Origin of the sequence: Methylobacterium brachythecii (assembly GCF_014196345.1) — a bacterium.
Classification (GTDB): domain Bacteria; phylum Pseudomonadota; class Alphaproteobacteria; order Rhizobiales; family Beijerinckiaceae; genus Methylobacterium; species Methylobacterium brachythecii.
In genome coordinates, this window is record NZ_JACIDN010000005.1 from 200,935 (window position 1) to 222,634 (window position 21,700).

Here is a 21,700-nt window from a genome sequence, read left to right on the forward strand (position 1 = left end):
CCAAATAGGGCAGCGACCGCCGCAATTGCGCGGGCTCTTCCGCGGATCGTGAGGCCGCAAAGACACAACCTCTGAGATCGAGGCCGAGTATCGAAGGGGCCCGAGACCGACCGCAAAGGCTCCGAACCGATCGATGCGCGCCAGCCGGATACTCTTCGCCCTCGTTGCCATCACGCCGCTGGCTGCCTGCCAGTCGCGCATGCAGAGCGCAGGCCTCGACGACGCATCGGCTTGGTACACCGGCACGATGCCGGATAAGCCCTACGACGTTCCCCTGGTCGACACGTCGCGGCTCGATCCGAAGTTCCGGCGGCAGACCGTGCGCTACACCGGCGCCGAGAAGCCGGGCACCATCGTCGTCGACATCGACAAGCGCCAGCTTCAGCTCGTGCAGGAGGACGGCTCGGCGCTCCAATACGGGGTCGGCGTCGGCAAGCAGGGCTTTTCCTGGAAGGGCGAGGCTCGTGTCGGCCGCAAGGGCGTCTGGCCGGATTGGAGCCCGACCACCACGATGGTCTCTCTGAACCCCGACCTGCCGCGTACCCTGAAGGGCGGCATCGACAACCCCCTCGGAGCACGCGCGCTCTACCTCTACCAGGGCAACCGCGACATCCTGTTCCGCATCCATGGCACCAATGAGCCCTGGAGCATCGGCGAGCAGATGTCGTCGGGCTGCGTGCGCATGCTGAACGAGGATATCGTCGATCTCTTCCAGCGCGTGCCCGTGGGAACGACGGTGCTGATCAAGCGCAGCGGGAAATACCGGGGCGCGTAAGGGTCTGATCGGTCGTCGCGAGCCGTAGGCGGAGCACCCCAGGGCGACCAGGCGACTGTTGTCGACGTGCGCTTGATTGCATCGCTGCATTCGCTTTGACGAGGAACCGTCGTCACGTTCCGCGCGTCATTCTCCGAAGCGGCCAAGCTTGGTCGCGCGGAGCGTCCCGATGACCATCACCGTCGCCCATATTCAGCCGATCATCGCGATCCTGGCCGGGATCCTGATCCTCGTCATGCCGCGGCTCTTGAACTTTATCGTCGCGATCTACCTGATCGCCGTCGGTGTGATCGGGCTCGGGTTGTTCCGGCATTTGTCCTGACGGGCGACACCGGGGGAAAACCGTCACCGGTCTCGGCTGGGACGCGGCCCGTTCATCTTGCATTGCATCATGAGGTGGTCCAACCCCCGATCAGAGGCCATGCCCTTTGCCGGCGGCAGTACGATCTGACGGACGAGACAGATGACGAAATGGGTCTATTCCTTCGGTGACGGCAAGGCCGAAGGCGAGTCGGCAATGCGCAATCTGCTCGGTGGCAAGGGCGCGAACCTCGCCGAGATGTGCAATCTCGGGCTGCCGGTGCCTCCCGGCTTCACCATCACCACCGAGGTTTGCACGGCCTATTACGACAACGGAAAGACCTACCCGGCCGAATTGAAGGACGCCGTGAAGGCCGCCCTCGACAAGGTCGGCGCCATCACTGGCCGCACGTTTGGCGATGCCACGAAGCCGCTGCTGGTCTCGGTCCGCTCGGGCGCCCGCGCCTCGATGCCCGGCATGATGGATACGGTGCTCAATCTCGGCCTGAACGACGAGACCGTCGAGGCCCTGGCCAAGGACGCCGACGACGAGCGTTTCGCCTATGATTCCTATCGCCGCTTCATCACGATGTACTCGAACGTCGTGCTGAACGTGGAGCACCACGCCTTCGAAGAGGCGCTGGAGCACTACAAGGAGCAGAAGGGCTTCGACCTCGACACCGAGCTCGCCGCCGCCGACTGGAAGACCCTGATCGGCACCTACAAGACGATCGTGAAGAAGGAGCACGGCTCGGACTTCCCGCAGGGAGCCGAGGATCAGCTTTGGGGCGCGATCAGCGCCGTGTTCGATTCCTGGATGATCCCGCGCGCGAAGAAGTACCGCGAGCTGAACAACATTCCCGAGAGCTGGGGCACGGCCGTCAACGTCCAGGCCATGGTGTTTGGCAATATGGGCGACACTTCGGCCACCGGCGTCGCCTTCACCCGCAACCCGTCCACCGGCGAGAGTGCGCTCTACGGCGAGTTCCTGATCAACGCCCAGGGAGAGGACGTCGTCGCCGGCATCCGCACCCCGCAGGACATCACCGAGAAGGCCCGCCAGGAGGCGGGGTCCGACAAGCCTTCCATGGAGAAGGCGATGCCGGAGAGCTTCGCCGAGCTGACCCGCATCTACGGGATCCTCGAGAAGCACTACCGCGACATGCAGGATATGGAGTTCACCATCGAGAATGGGAAACTCTGGATGCTGCAGACCCGCAACGGCAAGCGCACGGCCAAGGCGGCCCTGCGCATCGCCGTCGAACTCGCGGGCGAGGGCCTGATCTCGAAGGACGAGGCCATCCGCCGGATCGAGCCGGGCAGCCTCGACCAGCTCCTGCACCCGACCATCGACCCGAAGGCCGAGCGCAAGGTCATCGCCACCGGCCTGCCGGCCTCGCCAGGCGCCGCCGTTGGCGCGATCGTGTTCAATTCGGAGGATGCCGAGGCCGCCCGCAAGGCCGAGCGCAAGTGCATCCTGGTGCGCGTCGAGACCTCCCCTGAGGACATCCATGGCATGCATGCCGCCGAGGGCATCCTCACGACGCGCGGTGGCATGACCAGCCACGCGGCCGTGGTGGCCCGCGGCATGGGCAAGCCCTGCGTCTCCGGCGTGGGCTCGATCCGGATCGACTACAAGGCCCAGACCCTGACCGTCGGCGGCGTCACGCTCAAGGCCGGCGATAAGCTCACCATCGACGGCTCGACCGGCCAGGTGATCCAGGGTGAGGTCAAGATGGTCGAGCCCGAACTGTCGGGCGAGTTCGCTGCCCTGATGGAGTGGGCGGATGCCGTTCGCACCATGAAGGTGCGCACCAATGCCGACACGCCGAGCGACGCCCGCGCGGCCCGCAACTTCGGCGCCGAGGGCATCGGCCTCTGCCGCACCGAGCACATGTTCTTCGAGGGCGACCGCATCGTCGCGGTCCGCGAGATGATTCTTTCCGACGATGCCGAGGGCCGGAAGGCTGCGCTCGCCAAGATCGAGCCCTACCAGACCGACGATTTCGTCGAGCTGTTCACGATCATGTCGGGCCTGCCCGTCACCATCCGCCTGCTCGACCCGCCGCTGCACGAGTTCCTGCCGCATACCGACAAGGACGTGACGGAATTCGCGCAAACGGTCGGCGTGCCCGAGGAACGCGTTCGTGCCCGCCTGAAGGAGCTCGACGAGACCAACCCGATGCTTGGCTTCCGCGGCTGCCGTCTGGCGATCGCATACCCTGAGATCGCCGAGATGCAGGCCCGCGCCATCCTCACCGCCGCGGCCAAGGCGGCAAAGCAGACCGGCAAGCCGGTCACGCCCGAGATCATGGTCCCGCTCGTGTTCACCAAGGCCGAGTTCGATCTCGTCAAGGCGCGCATCGACGGCGAGGCGAAGAAGCTCGGCGATACCGTCGAGTATCAGGTCGGCACCATGATCGAGCTGCCGCGCGCCGCTTTGCGCTCGGGCGAGATCGCGGAATCTGCGGAATTCTTTTCTTACGGCACCAACGACCTCACCCAGACCGCGCTTGGCATCTCGCGCGACGATGCCGGCACCTTCCTCGGCTCCTACACGAAGGCCGGCATCATCCCGTCCGACCCCTTCGTGACGATCGACCGCGACGGCGTTGGCGAACTGGTGCAGATTTCGGCGGAGCGCGGCCGCAAGACTCGTCCGGGTATCAAGCTCGGCATCTGCGGCGAGCATGGCGGCGATCCCGCCTCGATCGCCTTCTGCCAGGAGGTCTGCCTCGACTACGTGTCCTGCTCGCCGTTCCGCGTGCCGATCGCCCGCCTCGCGGCAGCACAAGCGGCTCTCGGGGATGGCGCCAAAGGCGACTGAGCAGCTGCCTGTTTTCTGCTCATCAGGCTTAGCCTTAAGGCAGGCCATGGTGGGAATTTGCGCAGCGGGCGGAGGCAGTTAAGTCTGCCTTAAGCCCGTTGCCGCTTTGGCCGTGGAAGCTTTGCAATATTTTTTGTGCGGCACGGCTGAACCCCTGTTTCCCGGGCACGTTAACTGCTAACGGAGCCATGTGCGCGGGCGCACTTGTCGGCTGTCCGACCGGGGCTCGCGGGACTCCTGCCATGTCAGATTCGACATCGACTTCCGCCCTCATCGACGGTCGCGCGCCCGACGGCGGCAAGGCCATGCAGAGTGCCTTCATCTGGGTGGTGGCGTGTCTCGCGACGGCGATCACGCTCTTCGCGATCGGCATGCTGGTCTGGGCTCAGAACGAGCGGGCGGCCGGGCGCATGATCATCGGTGCGCAGAAGGGTGACGGCTATCTGCCTATGGTGGCTGCCCACTTCGCCAGTTTCCACGGACGGCCCGCCGGGCTCTGAGGCCCGATCCTTAACCACGCCTCAACCATAACGAGCGATCGTTCGGCTTCTGCCCGAATCTTCGCGCGGTCGCCTGAGACCATGCCTGCCGGGCTCAAAATCCTGACGCGGGTCATGCGGCGTGGCGACGAGGCGGCTTCGAGGCGGGCGTAGACGCCAATCGGGACTGGGCTGGCTGGCGGCCGCCATGGTGCCGTGGGCGGCGGGCGTCGGTCTGTTGATCTCCTTTACGGCCTCGGCCGGCACGGATCACATGATCGGCCTGCGCCCCGCCAACCTGTTCGAGCGCGATGCCCGCTTGACGCAGGGCATCACGCCGGGCGCTCCGAACGCCGGGCGCGGGATCAAGGACCTCGACCGAGCGCCGGACGGTTTCATCCCCGTTCCCGACCTCGGCCTGAGTAACCCGCTGGCCGGGATGCTTGGTAGCCGCGACGACGACGCGGGATCGCTCGAGGATTCCGACGGTGCCACCCCAGCGGTCCCGAAGGCCGTCGCCCTGTCCTCGGTAACGCCAGCGCCGGCCGATGCGGTGCCGATCGAGGTCGCCGCCTCCAGCCTCGCCTTGCCCGGGTTCTCTCCGCGCCTCGACCAGGAGGCCGCTCCCGCGCAGACCCCGGCCGAGGCGGAAGCCTCGCAGCACCGCTACGCCGACCTGATCCAGCCCGAGGCGATGGACCGTGAGCAGCGCTGCCTCGCCGAGGCCGTGTATTTCGAGGCCCGCAGCGAACCGGAGGAGGGGCAGGCCGCGGTCGCACAGGTCATCCTGAACCGGGTGAAGAGTGGGCTGTATCCGTCGAACGTCTGCGGCGTCGTCTATCAGAACCGTCACCGCTACATGGGCTGCCAGTTCTCCTTTGCCTGCGAAGGCAAGTCGCTGCGCATCACCGATGCCGGCTCTTGGCAGACCGCGACCCGCATCGCCGGCGCCGTGATCGAAGGCAAGACCTATCTCAGCGAGGTCGGCGGTGCGACGCACTACCATGCCGACTACGTCCGTCCCGGCTGGTCGCGCCGGCTCAAGAAGATGGACGTGATCGGCCGGCACATCTTCTACCAGCTCAAGCGCGGACAGACCTGAGCCGGATAATCCATTAATTTTGCCGAATGGGTAAAATGCCGAAGTCTTGCGTAGTAAATACGCAAGACTTCACTGCCTGCGTAGTCGTGGGCATAGGTTAATTTTACCGTCTTCCGCGATAGAACTTGCCGTGACTGCAACTTGACCGTTTCCTGCGCGTCGAGGACCGCGTGCTGAGCGTCAGCCGCATTCCGTTCGCGCAGCGTATCAGATCGAGGATGCCGTCATGACCGCGTCGGTCAGCCGTACCACCACACTTGCCACGACACTCGCCGCAGCCCTGGCCGGCGCCGCCCTCTTCGCTGCCCCCGCCGCCGCAGGCGGCTGCTACGGCGCCGAATGCTACCGCCGGGTCACCACCCCGCCGGTTTTCGACACCGTTTCCGAGCAGCGCCTCGTGCGCCCGGCCCGCACCGTCTACCGCACCACGCCGCCGGTCTACGACACGGTGTCCGAGCGCGTCATGGTCTCGCCGGGCGGTCGCCACTGGCAGACGAGCTACGATGCCTATGGCCAGCTCGTCGGCTGCTGGATCACCACGCCGCCGCGCTTCGCCGTGCAGAGCCGTCGCGTCCTAGTGCGCCAGGCCGAGGTGATCCCGGAGACGATCCCGCCCGTCTATGCGAGCTACTCGCGCCGCGTCCTCGTGCAGCCGGCGAGCCAGCAATGGGTGCCGGCGGGTGGTGGATACGGCGGCTATGGTGGCGGCTTCGCCCCGGCTGGCCTCCGCATCGGCTCGATCCCCGATGCCGTCGGCATCACTGGCGCCTCCTCGGCGGATGTCGGCGTCGGCCTCGGCTTCTCGTCGGGCAGCGTCTACGACGGCTACTGAGCCGCAAACGTGATCATGACTTGAAGACGGCCTCGGAGGTTTCCTGCCTCCGGGGCCGTCTTGATTCAGGCCCGTCATGCCGTACCTCCCTCCGCACGGAGTGCTGACGGGAGACGAGGATGACGGCGTTCAAGGCCTGGGTGGTCGAGAAGGGCGAGGGCGGACAGAGCCTCGCCTTCGAGGATTTCGACGAGGCCGGGCTGATGGACGGCGACGTCACCGTGCGCGTCACCCATTCGGGCCTGAACTACAAAGACGGACTCGCCATGACCGGCAGGATGCCGGTAGTGCGCCGCTTCCCGATGATCCCCGGCATCGATTTCTGCGGCGTCGTCGAAACGTCGGACGATCCGGCCTGGAAGCCCGGCGACACCGTGGTTCTCACCGGCTGGGGCGTCGGCGAGACCCATCTCGGCGGCTTCGCCGAGCGCGCTCGCGTCAAGGGGGACTGGCTGGTGCCGCTGCCCGACGGCCTCTCGCCGGCCCAGGCCATGGCGATCGGCACCGCGGGCTATACGGCCATGCTCTCGGTGATCGCCCTGGAGAAGCACGGACTGACCCCGCAATCCGGTCCTGCTGTGGTGACGGGCGCCTCGGGCGGTGTCGGCTCGGTTGCCGTGTCGCTGTTGAAGCGCGGCGGTTGGCACGTCATCGCCGCCACCGGTCGCGACGGCGAAGCGGATTACCTGAACGGCCTCGGCGCGGCGGAGATCCTCGACCGGGCGGAGCTGAGCGGCGATCCGAAGCCGCTCGCCAAGGAGCGCTGGGCAGCCGGCATCGATGCGGTCGGCTCGAAGACGCTCGCCAACCTGCTGGCGATGGCGAAGGCCGGCGGCGCCATCGCCGCCTGCGGGAATGCTGGCGGCATGGACCTGCCCTCGTCGGTGGCTCCGTTCATCCTGCGCGGCGTGTCGCTCATCGGCATCAACAGCGTGACGACGCCCCAGAAGCCACGGCGCGAGGCCTGGGCGCGGCTCGCCGAAGAGCTTGATCTCGACGCGCTCGCTGCGATGACCAGGACGATCAGCTTAAAGGATGTCGGCGGTCTGGGAGAGACCATCCTGGCCGGGCAAACGCGCGGACGCACCGTGGTGGAGATCGGCTGAGCGGAAGCGGAACTGTGAGGCCTGCCTGCGCATTGCACGTTTCATGAGTGTAGCATTCGTTCGCGAGAAAGAGGGTGGCGAGGCGTTCGAGGATCTCCCCGATCGCCCGATCTCCCCGCACGCTAACTTCGTGACCAAGCAGGGCCTTGCCCTGATCGAGGCCGAGGTCGCGCGGCTGGAGGCCGAGAGCGCGAGCCTCGATCACGATGACAAGGCCGAGACCGCGCGTGTCTCGCGGGACCTGCGGTACTGGTCGTCGCGAAAGAATTCGGCCCAGCTCGTCGAGAAGGTCGAGGGCGACACCGTCCATTTCGGTTCGACCGTGACCGTCGTTCGCGAGGACGATACGAAGCAGGTCTTCCACATCGTCGGCGAAGACGAGGCCGACCCGGCCAAGGGCTCGATCTCCTACGTCGCGCCCCTTGCTCGCGCAATCACCGGAAAGTCTGTCGGCGACACCGTCGAGGTGAACGGCCAGGAGGTCGAGATCCTCAAGGTGTCGGCTTAGCCGTCTCTGCCTGCGCGTCGAGGCGGCCTTCGAAGGCGCGGCGCATCGGCAGGATCGCTTCCGCCATGAAATCCATGAAGGCGCGCACGCGTACGGCGTGACGCAGGTCTGGATGGGTGAGCAGCCACAGCTCTGATGCGATGCCCGGCTCGGGATCCTCGAGCCGGCGCAACTCTGGGCAGCGATCGCCGATGTAACAGGGCAGCAAGCCGATCCCGATTCCGGCGAGGACCGCCTCGCGCAGGCCCGTCACGGCATTGAGCTGCAGGGCGATCTCTCGAACGTCGGTCCGGGCACGCATGAGGCGGGTGAAGCGCCCGTCGGCGACCTGCCCACCCGGGGTTACCCAACGCGTGCGATAGGCATTGTCCTGAAGTCGGTCGTTCCGGCCGTAGACCGCCCAGGCGATGCCGGACAGGCGGCGCCCGACGAGGTTCGCCGGCGGATTGCTGGTCGCACGGATCGCGACGTCCGCATCGCGCCTCGACAGGTTCAGCGCCTCCTCGGACATCACGACGTCGAGGCGCACATCCGGATGGGCCTCTCGGAACCGCGCGAGGAATGGCATCAGCAGGTCGCTGACGAAGCCGACCGGAGCGGTGATGCGCAGCTCGCCCGAGGGCGTCAGCGTGCGGCCGAGCACCTCTCGGCCGAAACGCGCGACATCGGTCTCCATCCGCTCCGCCGCCTCGACCATGGCAAGCCCGGCCGGTGTCGGCACGTAGCCCGAACGCGAGCGCTCGAAGAGCTGCGCATCCACGGCGGCTTCCAAGGCAGCCAGTCGGCGGAACGCCGTAGAATGGTTGATGCCGAGATGAGCCGCAGCATGGGTCAGGCCGCCGCGATCCGCGATGGCCTTGACGAGGCGAAAGTCATCCCAGGCGAGGGTCATGAGCCGGGTATCGGGGTTTGATCGGCATTTTTGCAAACTACTTCTTGCAGATCAGGGCATTTTCGCAATCGGTGAGGGAGGCGATCTAGGCTCCCGTGGAGGCGCGTCGCGCGTTGCGGGCGGCTCGAACCGGTTCGAGACAGACAGGAGATGGCGCGATGGCAAAGGTTCTGGTGCTCTATTACTCGTCCTGGGGTCACGTGGAGGCCTTGGCGAATGCGGCTGCAGAAGGGGCCCGCGAGACCGGCGCCGAGGTCACCGTGAAGCGCGTGCCCGAACTCGTTCCCGACGAGGTCGCGCGGCAGTCCCACTACAAGCTCGATCAGGCCGCACCGATCGCTACGCCGAACGAGCTGGCCGATTACGACGCGATCATTTTCGGCACGCCGACCCGCTACGGCAACATGGCCGCGCAGATGAAGCAGTTCCTCGACCAGACCGGTGGCCTGTGGATGCAGGGCAAGCTCGTCGGCAAGGTCGGCTCGGTCTTCGCCTCGACCGGCTCGCAGCATGGCGGCCAGGAGACCACCATCACGAGCTTCCACACCGTGCTCCTACATCACGGCATGGTCATCGTCGGATTGCCCTACGCTTTCCAGGGCCAGATGGGTGTCGAGGAAGTGAAGGGCGGCACACCTTACGGCGCGACCACGATCGCCGGCGGCGACGGCAGCCGTCAGCCGAGCCCAGTCGAACTCGACGGTGCTCGCTTCCAGGGCAAGCACGTCGCAGGCATTGCGGCCAAGCTTTCGGCCTGATCGACCCAAGAAAAAAGGCTCGCATTGCTGCGAGCCTTGGGAAGGAAAAAGGCCATTGGGGGCTGAACTGGCCTTCGTGATTGGACAACAGCCTTCCCGGGGAACGGTTCCGCAGAAGTTTGAAAAAAAATCAGCGAGGCGCAGCGGCCCGGCTCAGCCGGTCGTTGATCGCCTCGCCGAGACCCGTAGACGGGATCGGCGACACGGTGATCGTAGCGGCTCCCGACGCATCGAGACGACGCAGCATTTCGAAGAGCCGCGCAGCCGCCTCGGCGAGATCGCCAGCAGGACTCAGGTTCTCGACGGCCGCGGCAGCGGCGAGGCCGACAGGCCGGAATGTTCCGAAGAGCAGCACCGCTTCAGCAGCCGAGATCCGCTCCGCATCCAGCCGCACCGCGGCACGTGGCGCGTAGTGCGAGGCGAGTAGACCCGGCCCGATCGGACGCTCCTCATCGGACGCGGTAGCGACGGGATCGACGCCGAGGACCCGCCGCAGTTCGTCGCGCGTGACGCCGCCCGGCCGCAAAAGGCGAGGGCGCCCGCCGAGGCAGGCCACCACCGTCGACTCGATCCCCACGGGGCAGTGGCCGCCATCGAGCACCGCGGCGATGCGGCCATCGAGATCCCCGAGCACGTGCTCGGCCGAGGTCGGGCTGACGCGCCCGGAGCGGTTAGCGGAAGGTGCTGCGATCGGCCGGCCGACGCGCGCCAACACAGCACGCGCGATTGGATCGCCCGGAACCCGCAAAGCCACGCTCGGCAGCCCGGCACGGGCGAGGTCGCAGACGGTGCCGTCGAGAGCCGCTGGCAGCACCAGCGTCAGCGGTCCAGGCCAGAAGGCCTTCGCCAGGGCCGAGGCGGACTCGTCAAAAACGCCCTCACGCCGGGCCGAGGCCTCGTCGGGCAGATGCGAGATCAGCGGATTGAAGCGGGGCCGCTCCTTGGCCGCGTAGATCGCAGCGACGGCGTTCGGATCGGAGGCATCGGCGCCGAGTCCGTAGACGGTCTCGGTCGGGATCGCGACGACTTGGCCGGCGCCGAGCAGCCGCGCCGCCTCGGCGATGCCGTAGGCATCCGCAGCAAGGCGCGACGTCGCCCGCGTGCCCCCCGACAAGCCGATTGATCCGTGATCGTTCATATGTAAACTATCTGCGCGATGCAGCCCGACTGTGGCCGCCCCGCAACTTCGGTCGTAAGAGGTGGCCGTAGCCGTCCGCGGTCGCGGACGTCAAATCAGCGCCGAACCAACCGGCGCCGGAGGAACTCGATGAGCTATCGCGCGCCGGTCGAGGACATGGTGTTCACCCTGCGCCACGTCGCCGGGCTCGACGGCGTGCTGGCCCAGGGCGGCCACGAGATGGCACCAGAGGACGTCTCCGCGATCCTCGAAGAGGCCGGTAAGTTCGCCAGCGGCGTGATCGCTCCCCTGAACCGCACGGGCGACCGTGAGGGTGCCCGCCTGCAGGACGGCGTGGTAACGACGGCACCGGGCTGGCGCGAGGCCTACCGTGCCTTCGTCGAAGGTGGCTGGAACGGCCTCGGCGCCTCGGCCGAGCATGGCGGGCAGGGCCTGCCGCACCTGATGGCGGCAGCCTGCACCGAGATGTGGAACGGCGCCAATCTCAGCTTCAGCCTCTGCCCGCTCCTGACCGCCGGCGGCATCGAGGCCCTGGCCCAGCACGGCTCCGATGCGCTGAAGGAGCGCTACCTGGAGAAGCTCGTCTCGGGCGAGTGGACCGCGACCATGAACCTGACCGAGCCCCAGGCCGGCTCGGACCTCGCCCTGCTGCGAACGCGCGCCGAGCCCGATGGTGAAGGCCGCTATCGGATTACCGGCGCCAAGATCTTCATCACCTATGGCGAGCACGATCTCGCCGACAACATCTGCCACCTCGTCCTTGCGCGCCTCAAGGACGCGCCGGCCGGTACGCGCGGCATCTCGCTCTTCCTGGTGCCGAAGGTGCTGCCCGACGGGACACAGAACGACCTTCGCTGCTCGGGCCTGGAGCACAAGCTCGGTATCCACGCCTCGCCAACCTGTTCCATGGCCTTTGGCGACCATGGCGGCGCCATTGGCTGGCTGATCGGCGAGGAGAATCGCGGCCTCGCCTGCATGTTCACGATGATGAACTCGGCCCGGCTCAATGTCGGTCTGCAGGGCGTCGGCGTCGCCGAAGCCGCCTATCAGCAGGCGCTCGGCTATGCCCGCGATCGGCGGCAGGGCAGGGCGCCCGGCGACTCTGCGCCAACCAGCGCCATCGTCGGCCATCCCGACATCCAGCGCATGCTCCTGACCATGAAGGCCTCGACCGCCGCTGCGCGCGCCATCTGCTATCTCACCGCCCAAGGGCTCGATGCCGCCGAAGGCCCGGAGGGCAAGGCCGCCAACGACCGCGCCTCGCTGCTCACGCCCGTCGCGAAAGCCTTCTCCACGGACATCGCCAACGAGGTCACCTCGCTCGGCGTGCAGGTCCATGGGGGCATGGGCTTCATCGAGGAGACCGGCGCGGCCCAGTTGATGCGCGATGCCCGCATCCTCGGCATCTACGAGGGCACCAACGGCATCCAGGCGATCGATCTCGTCACCCGCAAGCTGCCGCTGAACGGCGGCGCCACCGTCCACGCCCAGATCGCCACGATGCGGCTGGTCGCGGAGGGGTTGCTGAAGGATGGCTCGGACGCTTTCGGCGCGTCGGTGTCCCGGCTGCGCGAAGGCATCGGCAGCCTCGACCGTGCGACCATCTACCTGTTGAAGATCCTCGCTTCCAATCGGCCGGAGGCCGCGCTCGCGGGCGCCACGCCGTATCTGCGCCTGTTCGGCCTCGTCCAGGGGGCCGCCTGCCTGGCACAGGCGGGCCTCGCCGCGAATGCCGCGCTCAAGTCCGGCGACACCGATCCCTCCCATGCCGGCCGCATCGCGCTGGCGCGGTTCTTCGCGGAGAACCTGCTGCCGGCGGCGGCCGGGTTGGAGCAGACGGTCATCGGCGGCGGGTCCTTCCTGGACGATGCCGCCGCCGCGCTGGCGAGCTGAGAGACCGCGACCATGAGCGACGACGTCACGATCCAGGACAGCGCCGGCGGCGTTCGCGTCATCGGGATCGACCGCCCGCAGAAGAAGAACGCGCTCACCGGCGTCATGTACGACGCCATGTTGGACGCGCTCGCGGGGGCGGACGCATCGGCCGAGATCGGCGCCGTGGTGTTCGCCGGCCTGCCCGGCATGTTCTCGGCCGGCAACGACCTCGCCGATTTCGTCGAAGGTGCCCGCGAAGCCTTCACGGAGGCGCCGGCCTTGCGCTTCATCCGTCAGCTCGCCCGGACGAAAACGCCGATGGTGGCGGCGGTGGACGGCATCGCCGTGGGCATCGGCACGACGCTGACCCTGCATTGCGACCTCGTCTACGTGTCCGACAAGGCGCGTTTTCGGATGCCCTTTGTCGAACTCGGCCTCGTGCCGGAGGCGGCGTCGAGCTACCTCCTGCCGCGTCGGGTCGGCCTGCTCAAGGCGACAGAATTCCTGCTGCTCTCGGAGCCGTTCGACGGCGCGACGGCCGTGAACCTCGGATTGGCCAACGCGCTCATGCCCTCCGACATGCTGGTCGAGCACGCCGTGGCCCAGGCCGCGCGGCTGGCCGCGCTGCCGCGCGGGGCGATCGAGGCCTCCCGCAGGCTGATCCGCGGCAATCTGGCCGAGGTCGAAGCGGCCCTGGAGGCGGAGGCCGAGGCTTTCGAGGCGCGGCTGCGCTCGCCCGAGGCGCAGGCTGCCTTCAAGAGCTTTTTCGACCGCGCGCCGAAGCCCACCGCGTGATCAAGCCCGACCTACGCGGCAAGGTCTGCCTCGTCGCCGGGGCCTCGCGCGGCGTCGGGCGCGGCATCGCGCGGGGGCTCGGCGAGGCAGGCGCGACGGTGATCGTCACGGCGCGGTCGAGCGAGACCGGCCCGCGCACCGAGACGCGGCCTGAGACCATCGAGGACACCTCGCGCGAGGTCGATGCGGCCGGCGGCGAGGGACACCATTACATCTGCGACCACCGCAGCGAGCGCTCGGTCGACGAGCTGGTGCATTGGTGCGTGCGCCGCTTCGGCCGCATCGACGTCGCGGTCTCGAGCGTCTGGAGCGGCAATGAAGGCTTCGACGGCGAGCGCTACGCCGACGGCGTCGCCTGGGGTACGCCGTTCTGGCGGCGCTCCGCCGAGCCGTTTTCCGGCCATCTGATGAGCGGGCCCTATCCCGGCCTTCTGCTGGCGCGGGCGGTCGCGCCGGCGATGATCTCCGCCAGGAGCGGCCTCATCGTCCTGGTCTCGTTCGGCACCAAGGACGGCTATCTCGGCGACATCTTCTACGACCTTGCCAAGGCAACGACGAACCGCCTCGCCGTCGCCTGCGCCGCCGATCTCGCACCCCACGGCATCGCCTGTCTCGGCCTGTCGCCGGGCTTCGTGCGCACCGAGCGCGTGCGCGATCTCGGCCAGCCCGAACGGGCGACCGAAACTCCGCTCTATGCGGGGCGGGCCGTCGCGGCGCTGGCAGGCGACGCGGGCGTGTCGAGCCGCAGCGGGCAGGTTCTGCACGTGGCCGACCTCGCCCGCGCCTACGGCTTCACCGATGCCGACGGCACCCAACCCGAGCGTTTCCGGATCGGACCAGAGGAACACAACGATGGCCAACCTTAGCGGCAAGACGCTCTTCATCACCGGCGCGTCGCGCGGGATCGGCCTCGCCATCGGCCTGCGGGCGGCCCGCGACGGCGCCAACGTCGCCATCGCGGCCAAGACCGATCAGCCCCATCCGAAGCTCGAAGGCACGATCCACACAGCCGCCGAGGCGATCGAGACCGCCGGCGGCCGGGCGCTCCCGCTGCTGGTGGACGTGCGCGACGAGGATGCGGTGAAGACCGCCCTCGACCGGACCGCGGAAGCCTTCGGCGGCATCGACATCGTCGTGAACAATGCCAGCGCGATCTCGCTGACCCGCACGCCGCAGACCGAGATGAAGCGCTACGACCTGATGCATCAGATCAATGCGCGCGGCACCTACATGGTGAGCAAATACGCGATCCCGTATCTGCAGAAATCAGACAACCCGCACATCCTGATGCTGTCGCCGCCCCTCGACATGGCGGAGAAGTGGTTCGCGCCGCACCTCGCCTACACGATGGCCAAGTTCGGCATGTCGCTCTGCGTGCTCGGACTCGCAGGCGAGCTGCGCAAGAGCGGGATCGCGGTCAACGCCTTGTGGCCGCGCACCACCATCGCCACGGCGGCGGTGCGCAACATCCTCGGCGGCGAGGCGCTGATCGAGGCGAGCCGCACGCCGGAGATCCTGGCGGATGCGGCGCATGCGATCTTCCTGAAGCCATCGCGAGACTTTACCGGCCAGTTCCTGATCGACGACACCTTCCTGGCGGGCGAAGGTGTCACGGAGTTTTCAAAATACCGCGTCACACCCGGCGTCCCCCTTGCGCCGGACTTCTTCGTGCCGGATGCGAGTGTCGCTCCCCCCGACGCGTTGGCCTGAGTTTTTCCCTTGATCTTCATCCATCAGCCGGTCCCCGGCACCGCCCAGATGATCCTGGAGCGGCGTCCGCTCGAACTTCAGGACGTGATTCCGGAGGACACCGTCTGGCTCGACATGGTCCGCCCGACGCGGGAGGAGGACCTCAAGGTCGAATCCTTCATGGGCATCTCGGTGCCGACGCGGGAGGAGATGAAGGACATCGAGCCCTCCGAGCTGCTCTACGTGGAGGAGGGCGCCCGCTACATGACGGGCCGGGTGCTCTCGAAGGTCGAGGATTCCGAGGAGCCGGGCCTGGCCGGCATCACCTTCATCCTGCGCGGCAACCGACTGGTCACGGTCCGCTACGAAGAGCCGCAGGCCTTCCGGATGTATACGCAGCGGGCCGGGCGCTCGACCGGCAACGGCCCTTCACAGCACTCCACCGGCGAGACGATCCTCGCCGGCCTTATTGAGGCGGTGATCGACCGGGCAGCGGACGTGCTGCAGCTTCAAGGCGAGCGGATCGACCGGCTCTCGCGAAAGATCTTCGAGGAGAAGAGCGATCCAAGCGCCCGAAATACCGCGCTGCAGGACACCCTGCGCGCGTTGGGCCGTCACGGCGACCTGATATCAAAGCAGCGCGAGAGCCTCGTCTCGATGGAGCGCATCCTGCTCTCGCTCTCGGCGACTTATCGCACCGCCAAGGCGCCGCGCGAGCTGCGCGAGGATGTCCGCTCAACCCTGCGAGATCTGCAGTCACTGGAAGAACACGCGACGTTTCTGTCCACCAAAATTCAGTTCCTGCTCGACGCAACCCTTGGGTTGGTCAACCTGGAACAGAACAACATCATCAAGTTGTTCTCGGTCATGGCGGTTGTCTTCATGCCGCCGACATTGATCGCCTCGATCTACGGTATGAACTTCAAATCTATGCCGGAACTGGAATGGCCCTACGGCTACCCCCTCGCAGTCTGCATGATGGTTGTGGCAGCCGTACTACCTTACGTTTTCTTTCGCTGGAAAAAATGGTTGTAACGCGCAACTGCAAGAAGCACTTCCGAGATCTGGACAGGCGCGTTGCAACGCGTGGTATATTGTATTGAGCAGCAATGAAATTTTAACATTAATCATCAAAATTCCGTGATACGCCGCCCATAGCGGGTGCGGCCCCGGAATCTCTCATGCGCCTCACCCTCAAAGCCATCCTCGCCGGCTCGATCACCTGCCTTGCGCTCGCGGCGACGGGGCAGGGCATCGTGAGCATCGTGCGGCTCTCGTCGATCGAGCGCAGCGCCACCGACGTCAGCACCAACTGGCTGCCCTCCGTGAACAAGCTCGGTGCCATGAATACGGCGACGCGCGACGCGCGGGTGAAGCTCTACCGCCTCGCCACCGCGTCCGACGACGCGGCGCTGCTGGCGGATAACCGCAAGAGCCTCGAGGCAAGCCTCAAGAAACTCGCGGACCTTCGCACCGAATACGAGCCCCTGATCAGTTCTCCGGAGGAGAAGGCCATCTACGGCGAGTTCCAATCGATTTGGGCTAGCTATGAGGAGATGCAGCGCCGGGCCGTCGCCCTCATGGTCGAGGACAAGAAGACCGAAGCCTTCGCGATGGTGAAGAGCGCCGAGATGGCAGCCCTGAACAACAAGGCCACCCAGGCGCTGCAGAAGACCGTCGAGTTGAACCGCGATGGCGCCGTCAACACCATCGTCTCGGTCGTCGACGCCACCAGCTCCGCCAAGCTCTCCGCCTACATCGCGATGGCCATCGCCATCATAGCGGCCATCGGCACCATGCTGTTTGCCCTGTTCGGCATCTCGCGGCCGCTCGCCGGAATGACGGGGGCGATGGGTCGGCTAGCCGAGGGTCGGCTGGAGACCGAGGTCCCCGGCATGGGCCGCCAGAACGAGATCGGCGAGATGGCTGCCGCCGTCCAGGTCTTCAAGGATAACCTGATCCGCACCAAGGCCCTGGAAGAGGAGACGGCGCTGGCCCGCGCCGGCGCCGAGGCCCAGCGCAAGGCCGCGATGCGCGACATGGCGGACGGGTTCGAGAAGGCGGTCGGCGGCATCGTCGGCACCGTCACCTCGGCCGCGACAGAGCTGCAGGCGACCGCCCAGAGCATGACCGCCAACGCCACCCAGACCGCGAACCAGTCGACCTCGGCTGCCGCCGCCGCCGAGGAGGCCGCGACCAACGTCAACACGGTGGCTGCCGCCGCGGAAGAGCTCGGCTCGTCGGTCCTGGAGATCAGCCGTCAGGTCGACGGCTCGGCCGATCTCGCCCAGGCCGCCGTGAACGAGGCCGCGCAGACAGCCCAACTCGTGCAGGAACTCAGCACCGCCGCCTCGCGGATCGGCGATGTCGTCAAGCTGATCTCGGACATTGCCGGCCAGACCAATCTGCTGGCGCTCAACGCCACCATCGAAGCGGCGCGCGCCGGAGAGGCCGGCCGCGGCTTCGCAGTCGTCGCCGCGGAAGTGAAGGAGCTGGCTTCGCAGACCGCCAAGGCCACCGACGAGATCGCCGGGCAGATCGAAAAAATCCGCGGCGCCACCGACAAGAGCGTCCAGGCGATTGACGGCATCGCCGGCCGCATCCGCGAGATCAGCAACGTCGCCACCTCGATCGCCGCCTCCGTGGAAGAGCAGGGCGCCGCGACTCAGGAGATCGTGCGCAACGTCTCACAGGCGGCGATGGGCACGGCCGAGGTCACCACCAACATCACCGGCGTCGCAGGCGCTGCCGAGGAGACCGGCGCATCGGCCGGTCAGGTTCTCTCGGCGGCCTCCGAATTGTCGCGCCAATCCGAGCATCTCGGCGCCGAGGTCCGGCGCTTCCTGGACAACGTGCGCGCCGCCTGACGAGCCGTATTCCGGCGACGGCATGCCGTCGCGACACATGCCTGCCGCTCGTCGGCAGGCATTTTCGTTTGTGCGACAGATTTGCTGCGATCGATCGCAGCCGAGAATTCGTGACGATTTCCTGTCAGAAATAATCCGCTGATCGTTAGATTAAATCTGACTAAGCACTGTAATAATTATAAGTTTCAAATAAAGTATTTGCATCCGAGGCTATCTTCGGTAGATGGCGAGCACGGCACCCCGAACAGAGCCGGCTTTCGCGACCCGATATGTCTTGGACCGATATTTTCATTGCGATGGATGCGCTGCTCATCTTGCCTGCTCTGTCGGTAGTCGTCTTCGCGGGCTGGCAGGCGGTCGCTTCGGCTGAGCAGATGGTCCGATCCGGTCAGCGCAAGAAGGCCTTGGCGCCATAAACCCGGGCGCGTTCGACCACGTCAGCGCGTTGAAATCTCGACAATGCAACAACTTGAGGATGGTGGAGCTCAATGCGCCTGTTCGTCTTAGCCGCGTGTCTGACCGCGATGCCGCTCGCTATGGCCCATGCCGACGCCGTCGAAGTGGTGGCCACGCCTGCATCCGCGAGCGGTCAGATCACCGAGATCGCGATCAAGGACATGGCCTATGGCCCGGCCAACGTGAAGGTGAAGCGCGGTGCGATCGTTCGCTGGAAGAACGACGACGAGGTCGCGCACAATGTCCAGCTTCGCGGCGGCCCCGCCAAGGGCTGGGACAAGGCTCAAGGCCCGATGCTGAACAAAGACGAGTCGTATGCTCTGAAGTTCAACGAGGCCGGAAGCTACAAGTATATCTGCACGCCGCACTCGATCGCCATGAAGGGCGAAGTGATCGTCGAGTGACGCTCATACAGCCGTCGGCTGATTGCCCCGGTTTCTCCACGCGCCCTTCGTCGGGCGGGTGGAGCAACGGCCGAACCCGATCTGGGGCGTGGCGAAAGATGTCGCGAGCCGTCGGTGCCGCCTAGTCGCACCGCCGTGGAAGAGCAGGGCGCCGAAGTCCGGCGCTTCCCGGACAACGTGCGCGCCGCCTGAACGCGGCGCTCAGGCGACCGCCGCCAGGGGTTTGACGCCACAGGATTCGTCGTTGCTCACCGGGAGCAACGGCGGATCCTCCCAGCGGCCCGCATCGATCCCCGCGATGCGCGCGTCGATGGTGCGCACGAGGTAGCGCGAGAACGGATACAGATGGGCGTAATGCCCAGCGTTGCGTAGGACGCTGTCATAGGCCTGCGGGTTGTGGCGAAGGACGTCGTAGAAGGTCCGCCAGAACGGCCCGGCCAGCTGCGGATGCCGCACGGTCATCACCCAGATCAGGCTTAGGAAGCCGGCTGCGTCACGGGGCAGGTTGCGCCACCAGATCTTGCGAAGTTTGGGATGATGGATGTCGAGCATCCGCCCGAGCTTCCGTACCCGTCCGAAATACGCCTCCGGGCTATAGGCCTCGGCGACGACGACCCGGTAGTCCTTCAGGATCTCGCGGCGGGGGCGTAGGGTCGTGAAGTTGAGGCCGGCGGTGCACATGTCGCCGGATTCGGTCATCGACTTGCGGAAGAGGTCGAACAGCCGGCCCTCGCGCCTCAGCCGGCGCTGCAGCTGCGTGTTGGGAAGCGCGGTGAGCAGGCCGATCGTCGCGGTCGGAATGCTGGTGTCGTCGATACAGGCCGCCATGGCGCGGGCGACGCTCTTCTCCTCCGTGTCGAAGCCGACGATGAAGCCCGCGGCCACGTAGATCCCGGCCTCGTAGATCTTGTGAACGCTCTCCGCGATAGAGCGGCGCGTGTTCTGCTTCTTCGTCATGTGGTTGAGGGTGTCCTCATCCGGGCTTTCGATGCCGGTGAAGAGCGCGAAGAAGTAGGCCCGGCGCATCAGGCGCAGCAATTGCGCGTCGTCGGCCAGATTCAGGGAGGCCTCGGTCGAGAAGCGGAACGGGTATCCGTGCCGCTGCTGCCACTCGATCAGGTGCGGCAGGAAGGCTTTGACCGCCTTCTTGTTGCCGATCAGGTTGTCGTCGACGAAGTCGACATGGCCGCGATAGCCGAGCGCGTAGAGGCGATCGAGCTCGGCCAGCATCTGCACCGTGGCCTTGGTGCGCGGGGCGCGCCCGTAGAGCTCGATGATGTCGCAGAACTCACAGGTGAACGGGCAGCCACGCGAGAACTGCACGTTGATCATCAGATAGTTCTTGAAGGTCAGCAGATCGAAGCGCGGGATCGGCGTCTTCGTTACGTCGGTCTTGAACTTCACCGCGGTGAAGCGGCCGCTACGCTCGCCGCGCTCGAAGGCCGCCACGAAATCACCGATCACCTCCTCGGCCTCGCCGATCACGATGAAATCGGCGTCCTCGTATTGTTCGGGCGAGGAGGTCGGGGAGGGGCCGCCCAAGCAGACCGGCACGCCGAGCCGGTTGCAGCGGGCGACGATCGCCATGAGATCCGGCTCCTGGGGGAGCATGCCGCCGGTCATCACGAGGTTGACGCCGGCAACGTCGGCGTCGGTCAGTTCGACGTCGGTATTGCGGTCGATCAGACGAAGATCCCAATGCGACGGCAGCATCGCGGCCAAGGTGATCAGGCCGAGAGGCGGCGCCAGGCATTTGGCGCCCCGAAGAGCTGACGCCGCTTCGAACCCCCAGAACGAGTTGGGATTCAGTTTCGGCGAGACGAGCAGAACGCGGGTAGCAGCTTCGGTCACCGGCAACACTCCGTCAGCACCGAAGCCAGTCGCGCGCGACGGCCTCGGCCATCTATCCCCTGATGTCCCGCCAAGGGGACGACGATCGAATCAGAATTCACCGAATCGAATACTGCTTTCTCGTCAAGAAATGAGGCGATGGCGGGGTGAAAAACTCAGATTACAGTCTTGGTATCGTTTCTTGCGGTGGCGAACAGTTCAGCTCGGCGAGGCTGCCTTGGCCGGGCAGGCTGGATCGCACTGTTCCGGTGTGGGTGCTGCCCTTGGCTGGAGTTGGCGACACGTCCATATCGAGGGGATGTGCGGCCGCTACGTCATCGCCCTGACGCCAGAGCTGTTTCGACGGGCCTATGGCTATGTCGAAACGCCGAATTTTCCTGCGCGCTACAACGTGGCGCCGACCCAGCCTGTCCCCATCGTCACGAGCGACCACGGCACGCGGCATTTCCTGTTGGTGCGCTGGGGTTTTTGGCCGACCTGGCTGAAGGACCCCGCCGACTTCCCGCTGATCTTCAACGCCCGCGTCGAGACACTGGCCGAGAAGCCGGCCTTTCGCGGAGCGCTGCGGCATCGCCGCTGCATCTTCCTCACCGACGGCTTCTACGAATGGCGGCGCGAGGGCAGGGGGAAGACGGCGGTGAAGACGCCCTATCTCGTCCGCCGTGCAGACGGCGCACCGATGGCGTTGGCTGGCCTCTGGGAGACCTGGTCGAACCCCGACGGATCGGAGGTGGACACCGCCACCATCGTCACCTGCGGCGCCAACGGGACGTTGTCCGCGATCCACGAGCGGATGCCGGCCATCCTGTCGCCCGACTCCGTCGTGGACTGGCTCGACACGGTGGGCAACGAGCCGCGCGACGTGATCGATCTCTGCCGACCCTGCCCGGACGAATGGCTGACCATGACCGAGGTCGGCGACCGCGTGAACAACGCCCGGAACGACGATGCCGGGCTCGTCGAGCCCGTCGGCAAACGGGCCGTCACGCCGCAGCCTGCCAAGCCTCGCAAGGAGACGGGCGGCGAGCAGGGCAGCCTGTTCTAGG

At 66.5% G+C, this 21,700-nt stretch carries 20 protein-coding genes; 17 read left to right on the top strand and 3 right to left on the bottom strand.

Going from position 1 to position 21,700, the window contains the following annotated elements:
• Positions 1-133: 133 nt before the first annotated feature.
• From GGR33_RS14545 to greA, 8 genes are all read left to right on the top strand, one after another.
• Complete coding sequence (locus GGR33_RS14545) at positions 134-775, top strand: L,D-transpeptidase (RefSeq protein WP_183506412.1); 642 nt, start codon at positions 134-136, stop codon at positions 773-775.
• 169 nt (positions 776-944) lie between these two features.
• Positions 945-1,097, top strand: coding sequence for a DUF3096 domain-containing protein (locus GGR33_RS14550; RefSeq protein WP_183506414.1), 153 nt, complete (start codon positions 945-947; stop codon positions 1,095-1,097).
• Between the two features lie 141 nt (positions 1,098-1,238).
• Positions 1,239-3,902, top strand: a complete 2,664-nt coding sequence (ppdK, locus tag GGR33_RS14555) for a pyruvate, phosphate dikinase (protein WP_183506416.1) — start codon at positions 1,239-1,241, stop codon at positions 3,900-3,902.
• 242 nt (positions 3,903-4,144) lie between these two features.
• Complete coding sequence (locus GGR33_RS14560; RefSeq protein ID WP_183506418.1) at positions 4,145-4,402, top strand: hypothetical protein; 258 nt, start codon at positions 4,145-4,147, stop codon at positions 4,400-4,402.
• A 121-nt stretch (positions 4,403-4,523) separates the two neighbouring features.
• Positions 4,524-5,483 (top strand): cell wall hydrolase, encoded by a 960-nt coding sequence (locus tag GGR33_RS14565; protein WP_284211810.1) that lies wholly within the window; start codon positions 4,524-4,526, stop codon positions 5,481-5,483.
• 226 nt (positions 5,484-5,709) lie between these two features.
• On the top strand, positions 5,710-6,315 hold the full coding sequence (locus GGR33_RS14570) for a hypothetical protein (RefSeq protein ID WP_183506422.1): 606 nt from the start codon (positions 5,710-5,712) through the stop codon (positions 6,313-6,315).
• 119 nt (positions 6,316-6,434) lie between these two features.
• On the top strand, positions 6,435-7,421 hold the full coding sequence (gene acuI / locus GGR33_RS14575) for an acrylyl-CoA reductase (NADPH) (RefSeq protein ID WP_183506423.1): 987 nt from the start codon (positions 6,435-6,437) through the stop codon (positions 7,419-7,421).
• A gap of 43 nt (positions 7,422-7,464) precedes the next feature.
• The gene (greA, locus tag GGR33_RS14580; protein ID WP_183506425.1) at positions 7,465-7,929 is read left to right on the top strand and encodes a transcription elongation factor GreA; all 465 of its coding nucleotides are present in this window, start codon (positions 7,465-7,467) and stop codon (positions 7,927-7,929) included.
• Here greA and GGR33_RS14585 read toward each other — a convergent pair.
• The gene (locus tag GGR33_RS14585) at positions 7,913-8,821 is read right to left on the bottom strand and encodes a LysR family transcriptional regulator (RefSeq protein WP_183506427.1); all 909 of its coding nucleotides are present in this window, start codon (positions 8,819-8,821) and stop codon (positions 7,913-7,915) included. The genes greA and GGR33_RS14585 overlap by 17 nt on opposite strands.
• Before the next feature lie 158 nt (positions 8,822-8,979).
• Here GGR33_RS14585 and wrbA point away from each other — a divergent pair, with 158 nt between their 5' ends.
• Entirely contained in the window at positions 8,980-9,579 is a 600-nt protein-coding gene (gene wrbA / locus GGR33_RS14590) for an NAD(P)H:quinone oxidoreductase (RefSeq protein WP_183506429.1), read from the top strand.
• Between the two features lie 130 nt (positions 9,580-9,709).
• On the opposite strand, the gene GGR33_RS14595 is transcribed toward wrbA, so the two are convergent.
• Positions 9,710-10,717, bottom strand: coding sequence for an L-threonylcarbamoyladenylate synthase (locus GGR33_RS14595; protein WP_183506431.1), 1,008 nt, complete (start codon positions 10,715-10,717; stop codon positions 9,710-9,712).
• Positions 10,718-10,846: 129 nt separating this feature from the next.
• On the opposite strand from GGR33_RS14595, the gene GGR33_RS14600 reads away from it, so the two are divergent.
• The 7 genes from GGR33_RS14600 (at position 10,847) to GGR33_RS14630 (ending at position 18,803) form a co-directional block, all read left to right on the top strand.
• Positions 10,847-12,610: an acyl-CoA dehydrogenase gene (locus GGR33_RS14600; protein ID WP_183506433.1), complete on the top strand. Its 1,764-nt coding sequence runs from the start codon at positions 10,847-10,849 to the stop codon at positions 12,608-12,610.
• Positions 12,611-12,622: 12 nt separating this feature from the next.
• Entirely contained in the window at positions 12,623-13,387 is a 765-nt protein-coding gene (locus GGR33_RS14605; protein ID WP_183506435.1) for an enoyl-CoA hydratase-related protein, read from the top strand.
• Entirely contained in the window at positions 13,387-14,253 is an 867-nt protein-coding gene (locus GGR33_RS14610; protein WP_183506936.1) for an SDR family NAD(P)-dependent oxidoreductase, read from the top strand. Before GGR33_RS14605 ends, GGR33_RS14610 begins: the two co-directional genes overlap by 1 nt.
• Positions 14,240-15,097 (top strand): SDR family oxidoreductase, encoded by an 858-nt coding sequence (locus GGR33_RS14615; protein WP_183506437.1) that lies wholly within the window; start codon positions 14,240-14,242, stop codon positions 15,095-15,097. The genes GGR33_RS14610 and GGR33_RS14615 overlap by 14 nt, the downstream gene beginning before the upstream one ends.
• A 9-nt stretch (positions 15,098-15,106) precedes the next feature.
• Positions 15,107-16,111, top strand: coding sequence for a magnesium/cobalt transporter CorA (gene corA, locus GGR33_RS14620; protein WP_183506439.1), 1,005 nt, complete (start codon positions 15,107-15,109; stop codon positions 16,109-16,111).
• Positions 16,112-16,257: 146 nt separating this feature from the next.
• Positions 16,258-17,943, top strand: a complete 1,686-nt coding sequence (locus tag GGR33_RS14625) for a methyl-accepting chemotaxis protein (RefSeq protein WP_183506441.1) — start codon at positions 16,258-16,260, stop codon at positions 17,941-17,943.
• 488 nt (positions 17,944-18,431) lie between these two features.
• Complete coding sequence (locus tag GGR33_RS14630) at positions 18,432-18,803, top strand: cupredoxin domain-containing protein (RefSeq protein WP_183506443.1); 372 nt, start codon at positions 18,432-18,434, stop codon at positions 18,801-18,803.
• A gap of 201 nt (positions 18,804-19,004) precedes the next feature.
• Here the strand turns inward: GGR33_RS14630 and GGR33_RS14635 are convergent, their stop codons facing one another.
• A complete protein-coding gene (locus GGR33_RS14635; protein WP_210302037.1) occupies positions 19,005-20,660 on the bottom strand; it encodes a B12-binding domain-containing radical SAM protein in 1,656 nt (551 codons plus the stop codon).
• A gap of 292 nt (positions 20,661-20,952) precedes the next feature.
• Here GGR33_RS14635 and GGR33_RS14640 point away from each other — a divergent pair, with 292 nt between their 5' ends.
• Positions 20,953-21,699, top strand: a complete 747-nt coding sequence (locus GGR33_RS14640; RefSeq protein ID WP_183506938.1) for an SOS response-associated peptidase — start codon at positions 20,953-20,955, stop codon at positions 21,697-21,699.
• Position 21,700: the final 1 nt, after the last annotated feature.